Origin of the sequence: Acinetobacter sp. ANC 3903 (assembly GCF_002135315.1) — a bacterium.
Taxonomy (GTDB): domain Bacteria; phylum Pseudomonadota; class Gammaproteobacteria; order Pseudomonadales; family Moraxellaceae; genus Acinetobacter.
This window is the reverse complement of sequence record NZ_NEGA01000002.1, coordinates 113,922-136,412: the sequence shown is the minus strand read 5'-3', so window position 1 is coordinate 136,412 and position 22,491 is coordinate 113,922. Positions and strand designations below refer to the sequence as shown.

General features: G+C 40.6%; 20 protein-coding genes. 15 read left to right on the top strand and 5 right to left on the bottom strand.

The genetic code is table 11. From position 1 onward, the window contains the following. Window positions 1-12: 12 nt before the first annotated feature. The gene (locus tag B9T29_RS02020; RefSeq protein WP_086174323.1) at window positions 13-903 is read right to left on the bottom strand and encodes a bile acid:sodium symporter family protein; all 891 of its coding nucleotides are present in this window, start codon (window positions 901-903) and stop codon (window positions 13-15) included. 137 nt (window positions 904-1,040) lie between these two features. Next, complete coding sequence (locus tag B9T29_RS02015; protein ID WP_086174322.1) at window positions 1,041-1,469, bottom strand: hypothetical protein; 429 nt, start codon at window positions 1,467-1,469, stop codon at window positions 1,041-1,043. Between the two features lie 254 nt (window positions 1,470-1,723). Here B9T29_RS02015 and mnmG point away from each other — a divergent pair, with 254 nt between their 5' ends. Further along, entirely contained in the window at window positions 1,724-3,604 is a 1,881-nt protein-coding gene (gene mnmG, locus B9T29_RS02010; protein ID WP_086174321.1) for a tRNA uridine-5-carboxymethylaminomethyl(34) synthesis enzyme MnmG, read from the top strand. A gap of 44 nt (window positions 3,605-3,648) precedes the next feature. Here the strand turns inward: mnmG and B9T29_RS02005 are convergent, their stop codons facing one another. Further along, the gene (locus B9T29_RS02005; protein ID WP_086174320.1) at window positions 3,649-5,100 is read right to left on the bottom strand and encodes an SIR2 family protein; all 1,452 of its coding nucleotides are present in this window, start codon (window positions 5,098-5,100) and stop codon (window positions 3,649-3,651) included. Window positions 5,101-5,471: 371 nt separating this feature from the next. Between B9T29_RS02005 and mhpT the strand changes: the two genes are divergently transcribed. After that, complete coding sequence (mhpT, locus tag B9T29_RS02000) at window positions 5,472-6,677, top strand: 3-(3-hydroxy-phenyl)propionate transporter MhpT (RefSeq protein WP_086174319.1); 1,206 nt, start codon at window positions 5,472-5,474, stop codon at window positions 6,675-6,677. Window positions 6,678-6,795: 118 nt separating this feature from the next. After that, window positions 6,796-7,122 carry a hypothetical protein gene (locus B9T29_RS01995; RefSeq protein ID WP_086174318.1) on the top strand — a complete coding sequence of 109 codons (327 nt, stop codon included), beginning with the start codon at window positions 6,796-6,798 and terminating at the stop codon, window positions 7,120-7,122. Between the two features lie 59 nt (window positions 7,123-7,181). Here B9T29_RS01995 and glnG read toward each other — a convergent pair whose 3' ends face one another. Together glnG and glnL are read right to left on the bottom strand one after the other, a co-directional pair. Next, window positions 7,182-8,663, bottom strand: coding sequence for a nitrogen regulation protein NR(I) (gene glnG, locus B9T29_RS01990; RefSeq protein WP_086174317.1), 1,482 nt, complete (start codon window positions 8,661-8,663; stop codon window positions 7,182-7,184). Further along, entirely contained in the window at window positions 8,650-9,759 is a 1,110-nt protein-coding gene (gene glnL, locus B9T29_RS01985; RefSeq protein ID WP_086174316.1) for a nitrogen regulation protein NR(II), read from the bottom strand. Before glnL ends, glnG begins: the two co-directional genes overlap by 14 nt. Window positions 9,760-10,119: 360 nt before the next feature. On the opposite strand from glnL, the gene rimO reads away from it, so the two are divergent. The 12 genes from rimO (at window position 10,120) to lpxA (ending at window position 22,465) form a co-directional block, all read left to right on the top strand. Beyond that, complete coding sequence (gene rimO, locus B9T29_RS01980; protein ID WP_086174315.1) at window positions 10,120-11,463, top strand: 30S ribosomal protein S12 methylthiotransferase RimO; 1,344 nt, start codon at window positions 10,120-10,122, stop codon at window positions 11,461-11,463. A gap of 58 nt (window positions 11,464-11,521) precedes the next feature. Further along, window positions 11,522-12,250, top strand: a complete 729-nt coding sequence (gene pyrH, locus B9T29_RS01975; RefSeq protein WP_086174314.1) for a UMP kinase — start codon at window positions 11,522-11,524, stop codon at window positions 12,248-12,250. Between the two features lie 78 nt (window positions 12,251-12,328). Next, window positions 12,329-12,883: a ribosome recycling factor gene (gene frr, locus B9T29_RS01970; RefSeq protein ID WP_086174313.1), complete on the top strand. Its 555-nt coding sequence runs from the start codon at window positions 12,329-12,331 to the stop codon at window positions 12,881-12,883. A 6-nt stretch (window positions 12,884-12,889) separates the two neighbouring features. Then, the gene (gene uppS / locus B9T29_RS01965; RefSeq protein ID WP_086174312.1) at window positions 12,890-13,642 is read left to right on the top strand and encodes a polyprenyl diphosphate synthase; all 753 of its coding nucleotides are present in this window, start codon (window positions 12,890-12,892) and stop codon (window positions 13,640-13,642) included. 3 nt (window positions 13,643-13,645) lie between these two features. Continuing rightward, window positions 13,646-14,470, top strand: coding sequence for a phosphatidate cytidylyltransferase (locus B9T29_RS01960; RefSeq protein WP_086174311.1), 825 nt, complete (start codon window positions 13,646-13,648; stop codon window positions 14,468-14,470). After that, entirely contained in the window at window positions 14,471-15,667 is a 1,197-nt protein-coding gene (gene ispC / locus B9T29_RS01955) for a 1-deoxy-D-xylulose-5-phosphate reductoisomerase (RefSeq protein WP_086174310.1), read from the top strand. Window positions 15,668-15,670: 3 nt separating this feature from the next. Further along, window positions 15,671-17,026, top strand: a complete 1,356-nt coding sequence (rseP, locus tag B9T29_RS01950) for an RIP metalloprotease RseP (protein ID WP_086174309.1) — start codon at window positions 15,671-15,673, stop codon at window positions 17,024-17,026. Window positions 17,027-17,067: 41 nt separating this feature from the next. Further along, a complete protein-coding gene (gene bamA, locus B9T29_RS01945) occupies window positions 17,068-19,584 on the top strand; it encodes an outer membrane protein assembly factor BamA (RefSeq protein WP_086174308.1) in 2,517 nt (838 codons plus the stop codon). A gap of 36 nt (window positions 19,585-19,620) precedes the next feature. Next, entirely contained in the window at window positions 19,621-20,118 is a 498-nt protein-coding gene (locus B9T29_RS01940) for an OmpH family outer membrane protein (protein ID WP_086174307.1), read from the top strand. Window positions 20,119-20,121: 3 nt separating this feature from the next. Beyond that, window positions 20,122-21,189 (top strand): UDP-3-O-(3-hydroxymyristoyl)glucosamine N-acyltransferase, encoded by a 1,068-nt coding sequence (gene lpxD, locus B9T29_RS01935; protein ID WP_086174306.1) that lies wholly within the window; start codon window positions 20,122-20,124, stop codon window positions 21,187-21,189. 5 nt (window positions 21,190-21,194) lie between these two features. After that, on the top strand, window positions 21,195-21,680 hold the full coding sequence (gene fabZ / locus B9T29_RS01930; RefSeq protein WP_171263214.1) for a 3-hydroxyacyl-ACP dehydratase FabZ: 486 nt from the start codon (window positions 21,195-21,197) through the stop codon (window positions 21,678-21,680). Beyond that, the gene (gene lpxA, locus B9T29_RS01925) at window positions 21,677-22,465 is read left to right on the top strand and encodes an acyl-ACP--UDP-N-acetylglucosamine O-acyltransferase (protein ID WP_086174304.1); all 789 of its coding nucleotides are present in this window, start codon (window positions 21,677-21,679) and stop codon (window positions 22,463-22,465) included. The genes fabZ and lpxA overlap by 4 nt, the downstream gene beginning before the upstream one ends. Window positions 22,466-22,491: the final 26 nt, after the last annotated feature.

The window sequence follows — 22,491 nt, the reverse complement described above, 5'->3', positions numbered from 1 at the left end:
GGGCAAATATATTTAACTATTTAAAGTGTGTGCATTGGCTTTATTAGGCAACTGTGGATCTTTGTTTAAGATATAACCAAAAGTGAAGGCAAAAATATACATAAAAATAGTATAAATTCCTGCGGGGATGGCAATGGTAGTATTTGATAACACCGAAAGTGCAATAGTCAGCGCAAAACCTGTATTGTGAATCCCCACTTCAAAGGTACATGCCCGTGCCTGCCTATCGGAAATTCCTGCTAAATGGGGAACCAGATAACCCACTAAAAAACTGATGAGGCAAAACAATGCCATGGCAATGCCAATCTCGGAAAAATATTCAGTGAGATGAAGCCTTTCTTTATAGAGCGCATACAAGAAAATCGAAATTAAAAAGATGACTGAAAAAAATCGCATAGGTTTATTGAGTTGTAATGCGGTTTTTGGCGTATATGAACGAATCAGCATACCTAAACAAACCGGAACAAAAATAATTAAAAAGACCTGAGTGATTTTTTCAATAGGCATGGCAAAGCTTTGAGACTCACCTAAAAAATAATGCATGGATAAATTGACAATAAAAGGCAGGGTAAAGGTGCAAATAATAGAATTAAGGGCTGTAAGGGTAAGGTTTAAGGCCACATCTCCCTTAAAAATATAGCTAATCAAATTTGCTGTAGGGCCACCAGGAGAAGCAGCAAGCAACATTAAGCCAATAGCTAAAAGTGGAGATGGCTTAAATAAAATACAAATAAAAAATGCAACGCCCACCAAAATGACTTGTTGTGAAAATAAGGCTAAAAAAATAGCTTTGGGGTGATAACGGATACGAAGAAAATCTTTAACTGTAAGTTCAAGTCCTAAGCCCACCATCATGAAGGCAAGTATAAGAGGTAAAAAAAGGGTAAAGAGTCCTGAATCCATGGAATATCCTTTTTTGTTTTTATCTTTTGATATCCTTAGAGTTTAAACAAGATTTTTAAATAAGCAATATATGAAACGGGTAAAATTCAAGTATTTTACCCGTTAATAATTTGAATTAAATTAACTTTTTATGGAGATTACTGAGGTTGCATCTCAGGTTGTGACTGCATTTGAGGTTGAGTTCGCATTTCAGGTTGTGATTGCATTTGTGATTGAGTAGGACGGGGTGGCATATAGCCTAAAGCACATTTACCTTTCATTTCGCTACCATTAATGGTTGCTGTTGTTGCTTTGTTATCTCCATTACTACATGTGGAGTAAAGTTCGGGTTCATCTCCTCTAATAGACGCATTTTTTGAAGAAGGGAAGAATTGGGTTTCACACGTACCATTCCAAATCACAGCACGGTAGGCAAAAGTGACTGGTGTTCCCTGAGATTTACCTTTACAGACCTGTTGGTACTTTTGCGCATTGTAATTCGAGTCAGACTGGGCATTGACCGAAGCTGCAAATGAGGCGAAACATAAACCACAGAGCATTGAAGAGAGGAAAATATTCTTATTCATCTTTGATACCTTTGTTTGTAATGTACCACCTGTTTAGCTTAAAAAATAATCAAATTAAAACAATGCGAATCAAGTAAATATTGAAGATTAAATGTTTCATTTCTATAGTAGGTCTGAAAAGCAAGATTACATTGCAACATTAGCAGAGTGAAAATCAATTCCGTCCTCAGTGAGAAATTCGACTCATTTTGTCAACTTATTTTGCTCAGTTTTGATATAATACTCCGTCATCATTTTTTATCTCTCAAACCATTATGCATTATCCTAAAGTTTACGATGTCATTGTTATCGGTGGCGGTCACGCAGGTACCGAAGCAGCCCTCGCTGCAGCGCGTATGGGTCGACAGACTTTGCTCTTAACTCACAACATTGAGACTTTAGGGCAGATGAGCTGTAACCCGGCCATTGGTGGTATTGGTAAATCTCACCTGGTACGTGAAATTGATGCCTTGGGTGGTGCAATGGCATTGGCTGCCGATAAAGGCGGTATTCAGTTCCGTATTTTGAACTCACGTAAAGGTGCGGCAGTACGTGCAACGCGTGCACAGGCTGACCGAATCCGTTTTAAAGCGGCAATTCGTCATACCCTGGAAAATCAGGCCAATCTGGATATTTTCCAGCAAGCTGCAGATGACCTGATTGTTGAAGGTGATACCGTTAAAGGTGTGGTTACGCAAATGGGCATTCGCTTTGATGCGAAAACCGTGGTGTTAACCACGGGTACCTTCTTAGGCGGTGTGATTCATATTGGTCTAAACAATGCTTCAGGTGGCCGTGCCGGTGATCCTCCATCCATTTCATTGGCTGCGCGCTTACGTGAATTGAACTTGCCAGTAGGTCGTTTAAAAACAGGTACGCCGCCACGTATTGATGCACGTTCAGTTGATTTCTCTGTCATGACACCACAGCCGGGTGATTTCCCTTCTCCGACCATGTCATTCATGGGTGATGCATCTATGCACCCTGAACAGATCAACTGTTATATCACGCATACCAATGAACGTACCCACGACATTATTCGTGGCGGACTCGACCGTTCACCGATGTATACCGGTGTGATTGAAGGTGTAGGTCCACGTTATTGCCCATCGATTGAAGATAAAATTCATAAATTTGCCGATAAAGACTCGCATCAAGTGTTCTTGGAACCAGAAGGTTTAGATACGCACGAGCTTTATCCAAATGGTATTTCAACATCACTTCCATTTGATGTGCAGTTTGAACTGGTACGTTCAATCCGTGGTATGGAGAATGCCCATATTCTTCGTCCGGGTTATGCAATTGAATACGATTACTTTAATCCGCAATCTTTAAAATTCTCACTTGAAACCAAATCGATTAATAATTTGTACTTCGCAGGTCAAATCAACGGTACAACCGGTTATGAAGAAGCTGGTGCACAAGGTTTATTGGCTGGCTTGAATGCTGCACGCCGTGCATGGGATCAGGAACAATGGACACCTAAACGTGATGAAGCGTACATGGGTGTATTGGTTGATGACTTGATTACGTTGGGTACTAAAGAACCATACCGCATGTTTACCTCACGTGCGGAATATCGTTTGATGCTGCGTGAAGACAATGCGGATCAGCGTTTAACAACTATTGGTCGTGAGTTGGGCTTAGTAGATGATGTACGTTGGGATTCGTTCTGCCAAAAAATGGAAGCGGTAGAAACTGAAAAAGGCCGTTTACAGCATCTTTGGGCTGCGCCAAACAACCCAATGGGTAAAAAATTCGTTGAAATGACCGGTGCAGATCTGTCTAAGGAATGCTCAGCGATTGACTTATTGAAACGTCCAAACATCAGCTTTGCTCAAATTGCGGAACTTACAGGTTCAGAAGTTTCTGCGTTTGTGGGTGAGCAAATTGAAATTGCTGTGAAATACGAAGGTTATATCAATCGTCAGCAAGAAGATGTGGCTCAAATGAAGCGTCTGGAAGAGACCCGTATTCCTTCAGATTTTGATTATGATGTAGTTTCAGGTTTATCGCGTGAAATTACGCTTAAATTGAAAGATGTTCGTCCTGAAACCCTTGCTCAAGCAGGTCGTATTCCGGGTGTAACACCAGCTGCTGTTCAACTGGTGATGATTACCATCCGTAAAAATAACCAAGCGAAAAAATCTGCTTAAGATTTTTGAAGTGATAAAAAACCCGCTGAGTGCGGGTTTTTTATTTAAAATGGTAAATCATCATTCTCTTTAAGCTCTTTTATAATGTATTGATACCATTCCGCATCGTGATAGTTGTTAGAGTTAAAAATATTTTCGAATTCTTTTAGACGTGGATAGCTATATCTGGTAGAAGCTCGCATAAGATTTTGGTTGGTTTTGTATTTATCACCTTTGATGCAATGGTAAACAGCTAAAGTAAATGTCCGATCAGGATCTATTTTTAAGGCAATTTCTAACAGAGTTGAGGCTTGATTAAAATAATCGTTATCCTGTATTTGTTGAGAGTATGCAATCAGTCTGATAGCGTAATTATTTAAACCTATCCAATTTTGGTTATTTATTTTTAATGCGCGCTCATAAAGAGCAAAACACTCTTCTATTTTATTTTCAGAATATAAATCTCTAGCTTGTTGATCATACGCCCATACGATTTCATCGATCATTTTAGGGTTAAGACCATTGGTTGATTCTTTGGTGGGATATTTATGTATAAACACAGTGTATAAGTTAGTTATTAATGATTTACTGCCCCATTCAGTTAAATGTTCTCTAAGATTTTGCAGAATGTCTAAGTTATCACCGAGTGGATAGGGTTGTACTTGATTAAGCTGCTCTGTCAAAAAGATATAAGGATTTAAAAATAGTTTAGGTGGAAAACACTCTAATTCTTTAGCAAGCTGAATTAAAAAATGGTCAGCATCTGTACCACCAATGTAATGTGTCAGATTGTTATTTTGCTTTAAGAAGTCTTTTACCGAATCTGCTTCTATATTATCAATATTTTCTTTTCTTCCAGTCCATATAAGTCGGTGCTGCTCTGAATATTTATCTTTAAGTAAGGGAAAAAATTCATCAGCATTGCCGCTATATCCAATAAATAGACTAGGATTTGTATTTAAAGTTGCAGCAATAAAATCACCGAGTAGTTCTGTGTGATATTGGGTTTCTTCTTTTGTATTTAATTGAATGAAACCTGTTCCTTGACCATGCAGGTGTACAATTGAAGGATCGTTAATCAAATGATAGAGGTGAGGATTTGCTGTTGCAAAATCATAAATTGACGGATGTAAGCCTAATAAACTGCATGCTCGAGATAAGATACTATCAAAATTAAAAGTTAAGACACGTTGAATATATCCTTCTTGCATTAAACAAGCTAAAGCAATATGAGCCCAGTTAATCTTTTGATTCTTAATAATATAGGGTTCTAACAGTTGCCTTCTTTCATGTTTATCTAAAGCAGACATATATAGACCATAATTATATTTTTCTTTTTCATGGTCTATATTCTTTATTTGAATAGGAAATTTTTCTCTAATTTCATCTATAAGTTCTATAGCTGTGGGTACACCCGCAGAACGTGAGCATCCTGCACCAGTAAAGAAAACATAAGGCTTTTGTTTTTCTTTCGCCTGCTTTAAAAGCTGGGCAACTTCTTGTACTGTAAAGCTCATTTTATAAATTATTAAAAAATATAATTTTTTTATTATATGAAATCTAAATCAATTTAACACTGCTTTTTCTCTTAGCAAAAGCCCGCGAAATGCGGGTTTTTATCGTTTAATTTTAAACCATTGCTTTTGACTATGGTTTGATCATAAATAACTACCGAAATTATAAGTATTTGAAAATATTATTTAATCTATATTAATAAGATTTAAAAAGTCTATTTATATAATCTTTTAAGTCTAATTCAATCGCTATTTGCTATGTTGGTGTTCAATAAACCCGACCATTGTAGTGGTATTTATTTGAAAGGATTGATCTGAAAATAGCGAAGCAAATTGCTGCAGGGTAATTTGCTTACTATGGACGGAGTTCAATCATGGCACAAATACAAACAGCTAAAATGCAGAAATTCTTAACGGTGTTTCTGTGTTTTTGGGTCGCATTTTTTGAGGGTTTTGATCTTCAAGCCCCCGGTATTGCAGCAAAAGGAATTGCTGAAACATTTGCTCTAGGCCAAGTGCAAATGGGCTATGTATTTAGTTTAGGTGTTTTTGGGATGTTGTTTGGCGCATTCTTTGGCGGCCGAGTAGCGGATTATTTAGGTCAAAAGAAAGTTTTAATGCTTTCAATTGCAATTTTCGGCCTATTTATGTCACTCACTGCAATTGCGCCGAGTGTTGAAATTTTATATGCAGCGCGCTTCTTTACCGGATTGGGTTTAGGTGCAGCAATGCCAACCATGATTTCCGTGGTAGGTGATGAAGCGAGTGAAGCCAATCGCGGTAAATTGAATAGCTTGATGTATTGCGGATTACCGGTAGGCGCAATTTTTGTTGCAGGTTTGGCTATCGTATTTAAAGATATTTCTTGGCATACGCTTTTCCTGATTGGAGGCTTGGCACCATTAGCACTGCTCCCATTCATGGCAATGATTCTTAAAGATAAGCCTAAGGAGGTTGCTGTTGAGCAAGCTGCGACTGAAGCTGTTCCATCAATGGTGCAGGTATTGTTTAAGAATCAGCAATATAAATATACGATGCCGCTTTGGGTAGGTTTCTTCTTTACCCTGATGATCAATTATATTTTGATTAGCTGGTTACCTAATTTGCTGATGGAGCAAGGCTTGGAAAAACCACAAGCTTTCATGGTGATGCTGGTATTCCAGGTAGGTGCTGTAATTGGTACTCTGGCTTTGGGTTATTTGCTGGACCGTTTAAAACTGTGGCAGATGGCAGCAATTATCTATAGTGGTTTATTTATTGCCCTTGTATTGTTATTTACTTCTACCTCTATTCCAGTACTTGTTTTGGCCGGGTTTATGGGCGGGATTTTCTCGACAGGTGGACAATCGATTCTGTATGGCATTTCACCGATTTTCTATTCGGGTACAGGTAAAGTGACAGGCGTGGGCAGTGCGATTTCTTTGGGTCGATTAGGTGCCATGACTGGGCCATTATTGACAGGAAAAATCTTGGCGATCGGCTTGGGAACTTCGGGGATTTTAATGGCAAGTTTACCTGCTGTGGTTATTTCAGCAGTGGCTGTGACTGCGTTATCGCGTTATAAATCGGCACATAAATAAATTTGTAAATTTTATGAAAGGGAATCCTCGAGATTCCCTTTTTTTATTGAGGATTTTTAAGGATTCACTTTACTGGAGTTTGTTAATATAGTCGGATAGAAAACTGAATCTAAATGTTATGAGCTATCAACTGATCGAACTCGATATTCAAGCCACAGATAATATCCAATGTCCACACTGTCAGCAGCAGGTGATCAATTGGGCTGAAGAACAATATATACAACCCTGCGAGCATGTATTGTTTATCGCCATGGATATTGGTTTTGAATATATGACGGATGAATTTGAGCAAACCATGCCGCGTTGTGTAGATGATTTGCATGCCCATGATGATCAGGTGAATATGTTTGCCGAAATTGCCAAAGCAACTTATCCGGACTATATGATTTTTAAGTCTGATCTGGGGGTAGAGGGATATTTTCGTTATATAGGTTTTACTGCCTGAATAGTGTCTAATAAAAAAGCTCCCGAAGGAGCTTTTATTTTTTAGATGGGTAGAAAAGTTTAGCTTTCTATCACTTCTTCTTCAACGTCATCATCTGCCGTGTCCATCCCCAGTTCTTTGAGCTTGCGAGTCAGCGTGTTGCGACCCCAGCCCAGCAATTCCGCAGCATGGCGTTTACGACCACGAGTTTGCTGCAAAGCTGCGGTAATTAAAGTGCGTTCAAACATTGGTGTGGCAATGTCCAGAATCTTCATCTCGCCATTTTTCAGTTTCTGGATAGCCCATTGACCCAATAACTCATCCCAATGATGCAGTGAAATACGGTCAAAGGTATTGTGCGGCTGAGCATCTTCACCTGAGCGTTGAATTGGAATCTGTTTTAATTCTGAAGGAAGATCTTCAGGATACACTTCACGACCAGTAATCATCACTGTAAGCCAGCGACAGGTATTTTCTAGCTGACGCACATTGCCTTGCCAAGGCAGTTGTTGCATATATTCTTGGGTTTCAGGACGCAAGATCTTAGGATTTACGCCGAGTTCTTTACCCGCGCGAGCCAGGAAGTGCTGTGCCAGCATAGGAATGTCTTCACTACGATGTGCAAGCTTTGGAATGTGAATACGGATCACATTCAGACGGTGATACAAATCTTCACGGAAGCGTCCATCATGCACCAGTTTTTCCAGGTCTTGGTGCGTTGCCGCTACAATACGCACATCAACCTTAACCGGAATATGTCCACCGACACGATAGAACTCGCCATCTGCCAAGACACGCAGTAAACGGGTTTGGGTTTCAAATGGCATATCCCCGATTTCATCTAGAAATAGCGTACCGCCATTGGCTTGTTCAAAACGGCCCTGGCGCTGTGAATTGGCACCTGTGAATGCGCCTTTCTCATGACCGAAAAGTTCAGTTTCAATCAGGTCCTTCGGAATGGCTGCCATATTCAAGGCAATAAAAGGTTTGCTGCTACGTGGTGAATGGCGGTGTAGCGCATGAGCAACCAGCTCTTTACCTGTTCCAGATTCACCATTAATCAGCACAGTAATATGCGATTGTGACAAACGGCCAATGGCACGAAATACTTCCTGCATCGCAGGCGATTCACCAATGATTTCAGCAGACTGAATTGGAGGAGCAATTTTGGCAGATTCTTGCTGCTGTAATTTGGCAATGTGCAGAATGGCACGGTTGACCAAGGCCAAGGCTTCATCAATATCAAACGGTTTAGGTAAATATTCAAAAGCACCGGTTTGATAACTGGATACAGCAGATTCCAGATCCGAATGCGCAGTCATAATAATGACCGGTAAATCTGGATGACTGGTTTTGACTTTGCTCAAGAAGGTTAGACCATCAATGCCAGGCATACGAATGTCAGTCAAAATTACATCGGGGGTATCTATGCTGAGCTGATCGAGTGCAGATTGTGCTTCTTCAAAACTGGTAACGTCAAAACCTTCTTCTTTAAAAGTTTTTTCCAATACCCAGCGCATGGCACGATCATCATCAATGACCCATATTTTATTTCGCGACATGGTTAGACTCCCAAGGTAAATATAAGCTAAATACTGTTTTTCCTGGAACAGATTGGCATTCAATCATTCCACTATGTTGGTGCATTATGTTTTGCGCAATACTCAAACCGAGACCGGTACCTTTAGCACGTCCTGTGACCAAGGGGTAAAACACCGATTCTAAAATTTCTTCCGGTACACCGGGACCGTTATCTTCAATATCAATTCGTACCGCGGAGCGTTTTAATACACCATTAATAGTGACCAGACGCTGAATCCGGGTTCTTAAAATCAGTTCAGGCTGATGGTCTACAAAAAACTCTTTGTTTTCCATCATGGCTTGCACGGCATTGACGCTGATATTGAGCATGACCTGAATCAGCTGGTCACGATCTGCCATGACTTCAGGCAAGGACAGGTCATAGTCACGGGTAATTTTGATTTTCTTTTTGGTTTGATTGGTAATCAGTGAACGGACACGTTCCAAAGGTTCATGCACATTGACCAGTTCGTAACTTGGCAACTGGCGAGAACCCAGCATGGTATCGGCCAAATTACGTAAACGGTCTACTTCACTAATAATAATGTCGGTAAATTCTTCATATTGTGGATCGTTCAGGCTGCGCGCCAGTAACTGGGTGGCACCACGGATGCCGCCTAAAGGATTTTTAATTTCATGTGCGACACCGCGAATCAGTTGCCGAGCGACCTGGTGTTGCTGAATCAGGTTTTCTTCTTTGGATATTTTCAGCATCCGGTCAATCTGGTTTAACTCGATCAGTAGAAGCGGGTGATAGGGTTTTTCCGAGTTGATTTGTGAAACGGTATAATCCACATGAATATCTTTAAAGTTGACGCTAATGGTAGCTTCCCGGCGGGTATAATGTTGTCCGGTTTTAAAGGTATTTAATAGGGCTTCTTCAGTATTAAACTCATCATCGGGCATATGCAGCAAATTTAAAACCGGTTGTCCCGCCGCACGCAGTAAACTAATGTCGAACAAAGATTCACAAGAAGAATTTAAATAAAAAATATTAAGGTTACTGTCGACCAATAAAATTGCGGTGGTTAAATTATCCACTAAAAGGCGGTAGTCGATAGCGACGGGTTGATCCATTAGCGAAAGTATCCTGTGTTAAAATAGCGCAATGGCATCTGCACTTCTTGTCATTTCTCCCTGTTATGGGACATTCAACGAGTTAAACGTTGTCGAAATAAAGCAAAATGCACGCCAACTTTGAGTATGGGTATAAATATAAATTCTGCCGCTATAAAAGTGTGCTTTTTTGTTTTTAATGACAGAATTTCAATTCCATAGTAATGGAAATAAAATCATTGGTGAACCAAAATAGTGCGTATTAAATATTTGCTAAAAATATAGGCATATTTTGGTGCGTAATGCAAAGAGTCGGGATTTCAGCTGTTTTTATCAGTGGAAAAGACATACAATACGCGCATTACAGTGGAGTGCAGATTCATGAAATCCCCCAAAGTCGGTTTTGTTTCTTTAGGTTGTCCTAAGGCATTGGTAGATTCCGAACGAATTTTAACTCAGTTAAAGACTGAAGGTTATGATGTAGCATCAGATTATGATGGTGCTGATTTAGTTGTTGTTAATACCTGTGGTTTTATTGAATCTGCAGTACAAGAATCTTTAGATGCGATTGGCGAAGCCATGAGCGCAAACGGTCGTGTGATTGTGACCGGCTGTTTGGGTAAAGATGAAGACAAAATTCGCCAAATGCACCCGAATGTCTTAAAAGTGACGGGTGCTGCGGCATATCAAGAAGTGATGGAAGCCGTACACCAGTACGTCCCGGAACCACCAAAGCATAATCCGTTTATTGACCTTGTTCCTGAACAGGGTATCCGTTTAACGCCAAAACACTATGCCTATTTAAAAATATCCGAAGGCTGCAACCATCGTTGTACCTTCTGTATTATTCCAAGCATGCGTGGTGACCTGGTTTCACGTCCGGTTGGTTCGGTTTTAAACGAAGCTCAAGCATTGAAAAAAGCTGGAGTAAAAGAAGTCTTGGTGATTTCTCAAGATACTTCGGCTTACGGTGTAGATACCAAATACAAGCTTGATTTCTGGAACGGCCAGCCGGTTAAAACCAAATTCTTCGATATGTGCGAAGCTTTGGGTCAACTTGGAATCTGGGTGCGTTTGCACTATGTCTATCCATATCCGCATGTAGATGCTGTGATTGACTTGATGGCGCAAGGTAAAATCCTGCCATATCTAGATATTCCTTTTCAGCATGCCAGTCCGCGCATCTTAAAATTGATGAAGCGACCAGCGCACAGTGAAAATACTTTAGAACGCCTAAAACTTTGGCGTGAAAAATGCCCTGAGCTGGTCATTCGTTCTACATTTGTGGTGGGTTTCCCGGGTGAAACTGAAGAAGATTTCCAAATCCTGCTGGAATGGTTAAAAGAAGCTCAGTTGGATCGCGTGGGCTGTTTTACCTATTCACCAGTTGAAGGTGCAACAGCAAATGACTTGCCGGATCATGTGCCGGAAGAAATCAAGCAAGATCGCTATGAGCGTTTCATGCAGGTTCAGCAAGAAATTTCAGCAGCCAAACTGCAAAAACGCATTGGCCAAACCATGACTGTACTGGTTGATGATCTGGAAGAAGAATTCCCGGTTGCAGTGGCTCGTTCGTATGCAGATGCGCCTGAAATTGATGGCAATGTCTTTGTGGAAGATATTGATAAAAGCCAGATTAAAGCCGGCGATTTGCTTGAAGTCGAAATTACCGATGCAGATGAATATGATTTATATGCCAAGTTAATTCAGATTAAATCTGCCTGATTTGTAATTTAAGTAAACGAATAAAATTTTAGATATTTGAAGATTCGGAGATTTCCTGATGATGGACTCAAAAAAGCCCCGTTATGAACGTATTTTATTAAAACTTTCTGGTGAAGCACTGGCTGGAAATAAAGACATGGGTATTGACGCAACTGTGCTTGATCAAATGTCTTTAGCGATTGCTCATCTGGTTGGTTTGGGTGTTCAGGTAGGTATTGTGGTTGGTGGTGGTAACTTGTACCGCGGTAGCCAGTTGCAAAAAGATGGTTTGGTTGGCCGTGTAACCGGTGACCAGATGGGGATGCTTGCTACTGTGATGAACGGTTTGGCATTACGCGATGCCTTGGTGCGCCGTAATATTAAAACCCGTTTGATGTCTGCGCTACCGATTGGTGCAGTGGTTGAATCATATTCAAGTCGTGATGCCATCCGTCATTTGACTCAAGGTGAAGTATGCGTATTTGTTGCTGGTACAGGTAATCCGTTCTTTACGACCGATACAGCAGCTTGCTTGCGTGGTATTGAAATTGAAGCCAATCTGATCTTGAAAGCAACCAAAGTAGATGGCGTTTATAACAAAGATCCAAGCAAATATGATGATGCTGTGAAGTACGAAGCGCTTACATTCGATCAGGTGCTGGATGAAAAATTGGGTGTGATGGACTTAACCGCGATTTGCCTATGTCGTGACCATAACGTACCGCTTCAAGTATTCGATATGAATAAAGCAGGTTCATTACTTTCAGTGGTAATGGGTGAAAAAGAAGGGACTCACGTTACGAATTAATGTACGTGAGCCTGAAAGCTCTTTATACTACACGCTATTTAGTTATTACATCTCTTAGAATTAAGTAAGGAAGATCATATGATTAACGATCTTAAAAAAGACAGCGAAGACCGTATGAACAAGACTTTAGAGTCTTTGGAGCATGGTTTTGCCAAAGTTCGTACTGGTCGTGCACACCCATCTATTTTAAATGGTGTGATGGTTTCTTACTATGGCTCTGACGTTCCATTGAACCAAGTGGCAAACGTGGGTGTTGAAGATTCACGTACATTGTTGGTTCAGCCTTTTGAACGTTCAATGGTTTCTGCAATTGATAAAGCGATCCGTGAATCAGACTTGGGCTTGAACCCGATTACTGCTGATGCGATTCGTGTACCCATGGCTGCATTGACTGAAGAAACCCGTCGTGACATGCAAAAAGTTGCACGTACTGAAGCAGAAAATGCCAAAGTTGCCATTCGTAACATCCGTCGTGATGTTTTGGGTGACATTAAAGCTTTGTTAAAAGAAAAAGAAATTTCTGAAGATGATGAACGTCGTGCATCTGATGATATCCAGAAAATCACCGATAAATTTGTTGCTGAAGTAGACAAGCGTCTTGCTGCGAAAGAAGCTGAATTGATGAAGGTCTAAGATTGAATGACCGTATCAGAAGACAGTAAGCATCTTCCAAAACATGTTGCCATCATTATGGATGGCAACAATCGTTTTGCAAAAAAAAAGCAAATGCAAAAAGGTGCAGGCCATCGGGAAGGTAAGAATGTCCTCGATCCGATTGTTGAGCACTGTATAGAAAATCAAATTCAAGCCTTAACCGTTTTTGCATTTTCGAGTGAAAACTGGAATCGTCCTCAGTTTGAGGTTGATTTACTCATGAGCTTGTTGGAAGAAACCATTCATGAGCAATTGCCACGGATGGAAAAATTCAATATTGCTTTGCGCTTTATCGGTGATCGTTCAAGGTTATCTGTGCAATTGCGCGAGTTAATGTTGCAAGCTGAACAAAGGACTGCTAATTTCGACAGCATGACTTTAACCATTGCTATCAGTTACGGTGGTATGTGGGATATGGCTCAGGCTGCAAAACAGATTGCAGTAGATGTGCTGGCAAAAAAAGTTGCGGTTGAAGACATTGATGTTGAGTTGTTTGGACAGCATGTCTGTATGGCCGATTTACCTGCTGTGGATTTGCTCATCCGTACAGGTGGTGATTACCGTTTGTCGAATTTTTTACTTTGGCAAGCTGCTTATGCCGAACTTTATTTTACCCCCACCTTGTGGCCTGAATTTACTGTTGAAGAATTAGATGATGCATTCGCCGTCTTTGCTGGGCGTGAACGTCGCTTTGGTAAAACTTCAGAGCAAATCCAACAAAAGAAAATTGAGAATTAATAAATGTTAGAGCGGATTATAACCGCATTGGTATTGGTAGCAGTCGTACTGAGTTGTATGTTTGCTACACAGTCTCAGTATCCAATGTTTATGCTGATGATTGTTGCAGCAGGGGTGGCTGGGTATGAGTGGTTTAAGCTTATGCCAAGAAAAAATAAAAATCTGGTTAAGCCTTTAGCATGGGTTTACGGACTTGCCACTGCAGCTTTAGCAACCTTGGCCTTATATTTTAATGATATCGCTCTGCTGCTTTGGGCGGCTTCCATTATTTGCTGGATACTCAGTATCTTTTGGGTTAAATCGTATCCAAGCTATGATGGATGGTACAATTCCAGCCTTAAGGTGATTGGATTTATTTTAGTTTCTGCTGCTGTTACCGCAATTTTCTCTGTATGGCATAGCTCTCCATGGTGGTTGATGTACCTGTTTTTACTGGTATGGGGTGCAGACAGTGGTGCTTACTTTGTTGGGCGTAAACTGGGCAAGAAAAAGCTTGCTCCGGATGTCAGTCCAAACAAATCAGTAGAAGGCTTGTACGGTGGTATTTTTACCGCCATGTTAATTGTCGTGGCAGTAGAAATTCTTTATCTCGATTTAACCCTTGCCCAGCATATTTTATTTTTAATTTTATCTGTAATTACGGTATTTAGTTCGGTTCTGGGTGACTTGTTTGAATCCATGATCAAACGTCGTGCTGGAATTAAAGATTCAGGTCGTATTCTGCCAGGACATGGTGGTGTACTTGACCGTATTGATTCATTGCTTGCTGCTGCTCCAATTTTTGCAGCAGGCATGTATGTTTTAAAACTTATTGGTGTAGATTTATAGATGTCACAATCTGTTTGTATATTAGGTGTAACGGGTTCAATCGGTCAAAGTACCTTAAAAATTCTGCAACAGCATCCTGAAAAGTATTCTGTTTTTGCAGTCACGGCGCATAGCCGAATTTTAGAACTTGTTGAAATATGCAAACAGTATCGACCAAAAGTGGTGGTTGTTCCTTCCAGTCGAGTTAAAGAACTACAACAATATTTTAACGATCAGTCCTTAACTGATATTGAAATTTTGACCGATGAAGCTGGTTTGATTGCTGTTGCCGAGCATGCTGATGTTGATGTGGTGATGGCAGCGATTGTCGGTGCTGCAGGTCTATTGCCGACTTTGGCCGCGGTTAAGGCGGGTAAGCGTGTGCTGCTTGCCAACAAAGAAGCACTGGTAATGTCGGGTGACATCATGATGCAGGCTGCACGTGATTATCAGGCTGAATTACTACCTGTTGATTCTGAACACAATGCCATTTTTCAATGCTTGCCTGAGGGCTATTTCCACAACGAGAGAAATGGACAGCCGAAGCAAGGTGTATCGCGTATATTGCTCACCGCATCTGGCGGGCCATTTTTAAAGCATAGCCTGGAACAATTACAAAATGTGACGCCTGCACAGGCCTGCAAACATCCGAACTGGTCTATGGGACAAAAAATTTCAGTTGATTCAGCAACTTTAATGAATAAAGGGCTGGAGTTAATTGAAGCCTGTCATTTGTTTGCAATTTCAGAACAGTTTGTAACAGTGGTGGTACATCCACAGAGTATCATTCATTCTATGGTTCAGTATGTGGATGGTTCGACTTTGGCACAAATGGGCAACCCTGATATGTGTACACCAATTGCGCATGCACTTGCATGGCCAGCACGTATTCAAACTCATGTGCCTGCACTCGACCTGTTTATGAATCAGCAATTGGATTTTCAGGAACCTGATACCACACGTTTTCCGGCATTAAAACTTGCACGACAAGCCATGCAAACGGGTGGTTTGGCTCCCGCGATTTTAAATGCTGCCAATGAAATTGCAGTTGCGGCGTTCTTGAAAAATAACATAGGCTTTACTGAAATTCCTCAGCTGGTAGAACAGACCTTAAATCAGGTCGAAGGTGGTGCTGCAGAATCGATTGAGCGTATTTTACAGGTCGATCAAATTGCGCGAACTGTCGCCCAGCAAATTGTCATCAATAAAGGAAGCTAAAACATGAGTGCCTTGTTTATTATTGTGGCAGCAATACTTCTTCTTGGACCGCTTATCGCGATACACGAGTTTGGGCATTATATTGTTGCACGTAAACTGGGTGTTAAGGTTTTAGTTTATTCGATTGGTTTTGGACCCACTTTGCTGACGTGGACATCTAAAAAGTCTGGCATTCAATATCAGCTTTCCGCATTGCCCTTAGGTGGTTATGTGAAAATGCTGGATGAACGTGAAGGGCATGTTGAACAAGAAGATTTACCCCGAGCATTCAATCGTCAGCCTCCCTGGAAGCGTATTGCAATTGTTGCTGCAGGGCCATTGATCAATTTGTTTTTTGCAGTGTTATTGTTCTGGATTTTATTCATTCCAGCACAAGAGCAATTAAATACCCGGGTAGGTAAAGTATTGCCCAATACACCAGCTGCTACAGTTAAAATGCAGGTTGGTGACAAAATTACTACAGTTGATGGAACAGCGGTCAATACGTGGGAAAAATTAAATTTTGCCTTGGTGGACCGTGTCGGTGAAACAGGTTCTATTGAAATTCAGGCCGATCGTCACGGCCAGCTTGAAACTTTTAACTTACCCATTCAAAGCTTTTTGAAAAATCAGAATCAGTCGGCATTAGACAGTTTAGGTTTTATACCATACCGCCCACCTATTGCCCCTGTGGCAAGTAAGCTGAGTGAAGATGGCGCGGCTATTCGTCAAGGGATGAAAGAAGGCGATAAAATAGTTGCCATTGATGGCGTGAAAATGAATGACTGGTTCGATGTGGTTCAAATTGTTCAGGCTTCGCCAGAAAAATTATTAAAAATAGATGTATTACGTCAAAATCAACTGGTACATTTGCAAGTGATGCCGCAAGCTAAACGTGACAACATGGGCAATGTTTCAGGTGTACTTGGTGTACAAAACATCCCCGGAAAAATAACCATTCCTGAAGAATATAAGCAAACCATTCAATACAGCCCCACTGAGGCATTGGTGATGGCTGTTGATAAAACGGGTCAAATTTCAGGTATGATTTTGAACTCGATCGTCAAAATGGTACGTGGTTTAATTGGCGTGGATAATTTATCTGGACCAATCACCATTGCCAAGGTGGCAGGGCAAAGTGCAGAAATGGGTTGGCAAACCTTTATCTCATTTATGGCGTTAATGAGCGTGAGTTTGGGTATTTTAAATTTATTGCCTATTCCAATGCTTGATGGTGGACATTTGGTTTACTATGTTATTGAGTTAATTCGTGGTAAACCTGTTTCTGAACAAATACAATTGGTTGGTTTAAAAATTGGTATGGTACTGCTCGGCAGCATGATGCTCCTTGCATTATTCAATGACTTCATGCGTTTATAACAACGTAGATATGTAATAAATTAACATCGGAAAAGACTGGCATGCAGCACACACATTTATTTATGCCTTTGGCACTCGTTAGTGCAATGGCAGCAGTACAACAAGTATATGCAGCAGATGAATTCATTGTCCGCGATATCAAAATTGACGGACTTGTTCGTTTAACGCCAGAAAATGTTTATGGGATGTTGCCTGTCAATGCTGGTGACCGTGTCAATGATGCAGCTATTGCAAATGCGATTCGTGCTTTGTATGCCACCGGTTTGTTTGATGATATCAAGGCATCTCAACAAGCAGATACGCTTGTTTTTACAGTGATAGAACGCCCAATCATTTCAAAGGTTGAGTTTAAGGGAAATAAACTTATCCCTAAAGAAGCCCTAGAAGAAGGATTGAAAAAGATGGGTATTGCAGAAGGCGAGGTTTTGAAAAAATCGGCTTTGCAAACCATCGAAACAGAACTTGAACAGCAGTATATGCAGCAAGGTCGTTATGATGCCGATGTTAAGGTAATCACCACTGCCAAACCGAATAACCGTGTAGATTTAACCATTGATTTTGTTGAAGGCAAGGCGGCAAAAGTTGTTGATATCAACATCATCGGCAATACCGTTTTTAAAGAAAGTGAAATCAAGCAGGCTTTTGCGGTTAAAGAAAGCGGTTGGAGTTCAATTGTTACCCGTAATGACCGTTATGCACGTGAAAAGATGGCTGCCAGCCTTGAAGCTTTACGGGCTTTATATTTAAACAAAGGTTATATCAATTTCAATATTACCAACTCAAGTTTGAACTTGAGTGAAGATAAAAAGAATATCTTTGTCGAAGTGGCTGTAGAAGAAGGCGAGCAATTTAAATTTGGTGAAAGCAAATTCTTAGGTGACGCACTGTACAAACCTGAAGAATTAAAGGCTCTGCAAATTTACAAAGATGGTGAAATTTATTCTCAAGAGAAAGTCAACGCAGTCAAACAGCTTTTACTGCGCAAGTATGGGAATGCTGGTTACTACTATGCTGAAGTCAATATTGTTCCGCAAATTAATAAAGAAACCAAACTGGTTGATTTGAATTATTATATTAATCCAGGTCAGCAAGTTACGGTTCGTCGTATCAATTTTACCGGTAATACAAAAACTGCCGATGAAGTATTGCGTCGTGAAATGCGCCAGATGGAAGGTGCATTGGCCAGCAATGAAAAAATTGATCTATCTAAAGTTCGTCTAGAGCGTACCGGTTTCTTTAAAACTGTTGATATTAAACCGGCACGTATTCCAAATGTCCCTGATCAGGTGGATCTGAACGTCAATGTTGAAGAACAGCATTCGGGTACCAGTACTCTGGCAGTAGGTTTCTCGCAAAGTGGTGGTGTGACCTTCCAGGCAGGATTAAGCCAAACTAACTTCCTAGGTACAGGTAATAGTGTTTCGATTGATTTGTCGCGTTCGGAAACACAAGATTATTATAATTTGAGCGTAACCGATCCGTACTTTACCATTGATGGTGTACGTCGTGGTTATAACATGTACTACCGTAAAACCAAGCTGGATAATAACTATAACGTCAACAACTACGTGACAGATAGTTTTGGTGGCGGTATTACTTTTGGTTATCCAATTGATGAAAACCAAAGTGTGAGCGCCGGTTTAAATATCGATCAGACTGACGTTACTACTGGTCAGTATGTTTCAACTTATGTGCGTGATTATTTGTTAGCGAATGGTGGTAAAACCAAAAAGACATCTACTTACTGTACGGTAGATACAGTATTAGACCCTGCTACTGGTTTATACACCTGTCCAACTGGCAGTGAATCAGCACCATTTGGTAGTGAGTTTACAGGTGACTTCCTGACTTATAACTTAAACTTGGGCTGGTCTTATAACACCTTAAACCGCCCAGTTTTTCCAACATCTGGTATGTCACACCGTGTAAATGCTGAGGTTGCATTACCGGGTAGTGATGTTGAGTATCAAAAAGTCACTTATGATGCACAAACCTTCCAGCCTTTAGGTAAGGGCTTTGTATTACGTGGTTATGGTAAGTTGGGTTATGGTAATGACCTGCCATTTTATAAAAACTTCTATGGCGGTGGTTTTGGTTCGGTTCGTGGTTATGATAATAGTACTTTAGGTCCTAAATACCCTGGAGTTACCTATAATGAGTCAAGAGCAAAAGACTATGATCCGGAAGATGTAGGTGGTAATGCTTTAGTGCAATTTGGTACGGAATTGGCCTTGCCGTTACCATTTAAAGGCGATTGGACTCGTCAAGTTCGACCAGTACTGTTTGCTGAGGGTGCACAAGTTTTTGATACTCAGTGTAATGTTCCATCGGGTAATTTATATTTATCAGGCAGTAAGCAAGATCCGGGCAACGATGCGAAAAAGTATTGTGAAGACAACTTTGGTTTTGATGCTAATAACATGCGTTATAGCGTAGGTGCTGGCTTTACCTGGATTACCATGATTGGGCCATTATCTCTCAGTTATGCTTATCCGTTAAATGATAAAGCTGGCGATAAAACAAAAAATATCCAGTTTGAAATCGGTCGTACTTTCTAAGTACGGCCCTGAACAGGTTTAATAAAGGATATTTGTATGAAAAAAATATTAATGAGTTTGGCTTTTGCCGGTTTGGCAAGTACATCGATTGTACATGCTGCGGGTTATGGTGTGGTTGATTTAGAAAAAGTGGTAGAAAATAGCACTTATTTAAAACAGCAAAATCTTTCTTTACAACAACAAGTAAAGCCGCAAACTACCAAGCTTGAACAGTTGGCTAAGCAACTGGAAGCTCTGCAGCAACGTGCTCAGCAAACGCCTAATTTATCAGATGCTGAAAAGCAAAAAATGTCTGTGCAATTTCAGACTCAGCTAAAAGAGTTTAATACGCTGCAGCAAAGTGTACAGTCAACCGTTCAGTCTACGATTCAGATGATGAATAAAACTTTAGGGGCTCGAGTCAAGCAAGTGGCAGAACAATTGCGTAAAGAAAATAACTTAGATGTTGTTTTGAATAAAAATTCTGCACTTGCTTATGACCCTAAATATGATTTAACTGATAAAATGATTCAAAAGGTTAACGTTATTAAGTAATCAATGAATCCTAGACAATTTCGCTTAGAAGATCTTGCCCGTCTGGTACAGGGTGAGCACGTAGGTCAATCTGATTTAATATTAGAAGGGTTGGCCAGCTTAGATGCGGCTCAAGCGAAACATATTGCATTTGTAAATGCTGATCAATATCTAGATCAGGCACGTGCTTCAAAAGCAGGTGCGTTGATTGTTACTTCAGCTCTAAAAAATCAGTTAGATACGCACAATAATTTTATTGTAGTCAATAATCCTTATCTTGCTTTTGCGATCCTGACGCATGTATTTGAAAAGAAAAATCTGCATCAGGGAATAGAAAGTACAGCACAAATTCATCCTTCTGCCATAATTGCCGATAGTGCCTATATTGGGCATTATGTTGTTATTGGTGAACATTGCGTGGTGGGTGATGACACAGTCATTCAATCACACGTTAAAATTGATGATGATGTAGAAATTGGTAAACAGTGTTTTATTGATTCACATATCACTTTAACCGGTGAAACAAAAATCGGTGATCGCGTCCGTATTCATGCCAATACCGTGATTGGGGGAGAAGGCTTTGGTTTTGCTCCTTATCAGGGTAAATGGCATCGTATTGCACAGTTAGGTTCAGTTAAAATCGGTAATGATGTCCGAATTGGATCAAATTGCAGTATTGACCGTGGTGCACTCGATGACACCATTTTGGAAGATGGTGTCATTATTGATAATCTTGTGCAAATTGCGCATAACGTAAAAATTGGTGCAAATACAGCACTTGCTGCGAAATGTGGTATAGCCGGTAGTACAACAATTGGCAAAAACTGTGTACTGGCTGGAGCAGTGGGAGTAGTAGGGCACATTAATATTGCTGACAATGTCACAATTACTGGTATGTCAATGGTCACAAAAAGTATTTCTGAGGCAGGGAGCTATTCTTCTGGTACACCGATGCTGGAAAGTTTGCACTGGAAACGGGCTGCTGTACGCTTTAAACAATTAGCAGATGTGCCATTGACCCAGTTACTTAAACGGCTTGATCATATACAGGCTCAAATCGAGTCCCTTGAATCAACTTTTAAGCGTAAATAGATATGATGACTGAGTCGAATACTCCTGCATTTACGAAACCTGAATTGCCAATGCACATTCAACAAATTCGTGAATATTTACCTCACCGCTATCCATTCTTATTGGTCGATCGCATTGTAGATGTGACTGACAATGGCATCGTGGGCTATAAGAATGTTTCAATCAACGAAGAGTTTTTACAGGGGCACTTCCCGGGCTACCCGATTATGCCAGGCGTTTTGATTGTTGAGGCATTAGCTCAAGTCTCTGGTATACTTGGTTTTATCATGAATAATGAAAAACCTGGTCCAGGATCATTGTTTCTTTTTGCGGGTGTTGAAAAAGTCCGTTTTAAAAAACAGGTCGTTGCTGGTGACCAATTGGTATTAAAATCAGAATTGGTTATGCACAAACGTGGAATTTACAAATATAATTGTATAGCCACAGTGGATGGCGTTGTAGCAACAACCGCGGAAATTACGGTTTCGCATCAGAAAATAGAGCAGGCATGAGTAATAACGATTTAATTCACCCAACCGCCATTATAGACTCATCTGCAGTCATTGCTGCAGATGTACAAATTGGCCCTTATTGTATTATTGGGCCACAGGTCACCATTGGTGAGGGCACCAAGCTGCATGCACATGTAGTGGTTGGTGGTTATACTCGTATTGGGAAAAACAACGAAATATTCCAGTTTGCGAGTGTGGGTGAAGTTTGTCAGGATTTAAAATATGCTGGCGAAGAGACCTGGCTTGAAATTGGCGATCACAATTCAATTCGCGAGCATTGCAGCTTGCATCGTGGTACGGTTCAAGATCAAGGACTCACCAAAATCGGTAGCCATAATTTATTGATGGTCAATACTCATATTGCACATGACTGTATGGTGGGTGATCATAATATTTTTGCCAATAATGTCGGTGTTGCTGGACATGTGCATGTAGGCGATCATGTGGTTGTGGGTGGTAACTCTGGTATTCACCAATTCTGTAAAATCGATTCTTACAGCATGATTGGTGGCGCATCGCTGATTTTAAAAGATGTACCTGCTTATGTGATGGTTTCTGGTAATCCAGCACATGCCTTTGCAATGAATGTTGAAGGTATGCGTCGTAAGGGATGGTCTAAAAATGTGATCCAGGCCTTACGTCAAGCCTTTAAATTGATTTATAAAGAGGGTTTAACGACCGAGCAGGCCATACAGCAGATTCGCACGGATTTGTTGCCTGAAGCACCTGAGGCACAGTTATTGATTGATTCTTTAGAGCAATCTAAACGTGGTATTGTTCGTTAAGCGAATATAGCTAAAAAAGACACCCG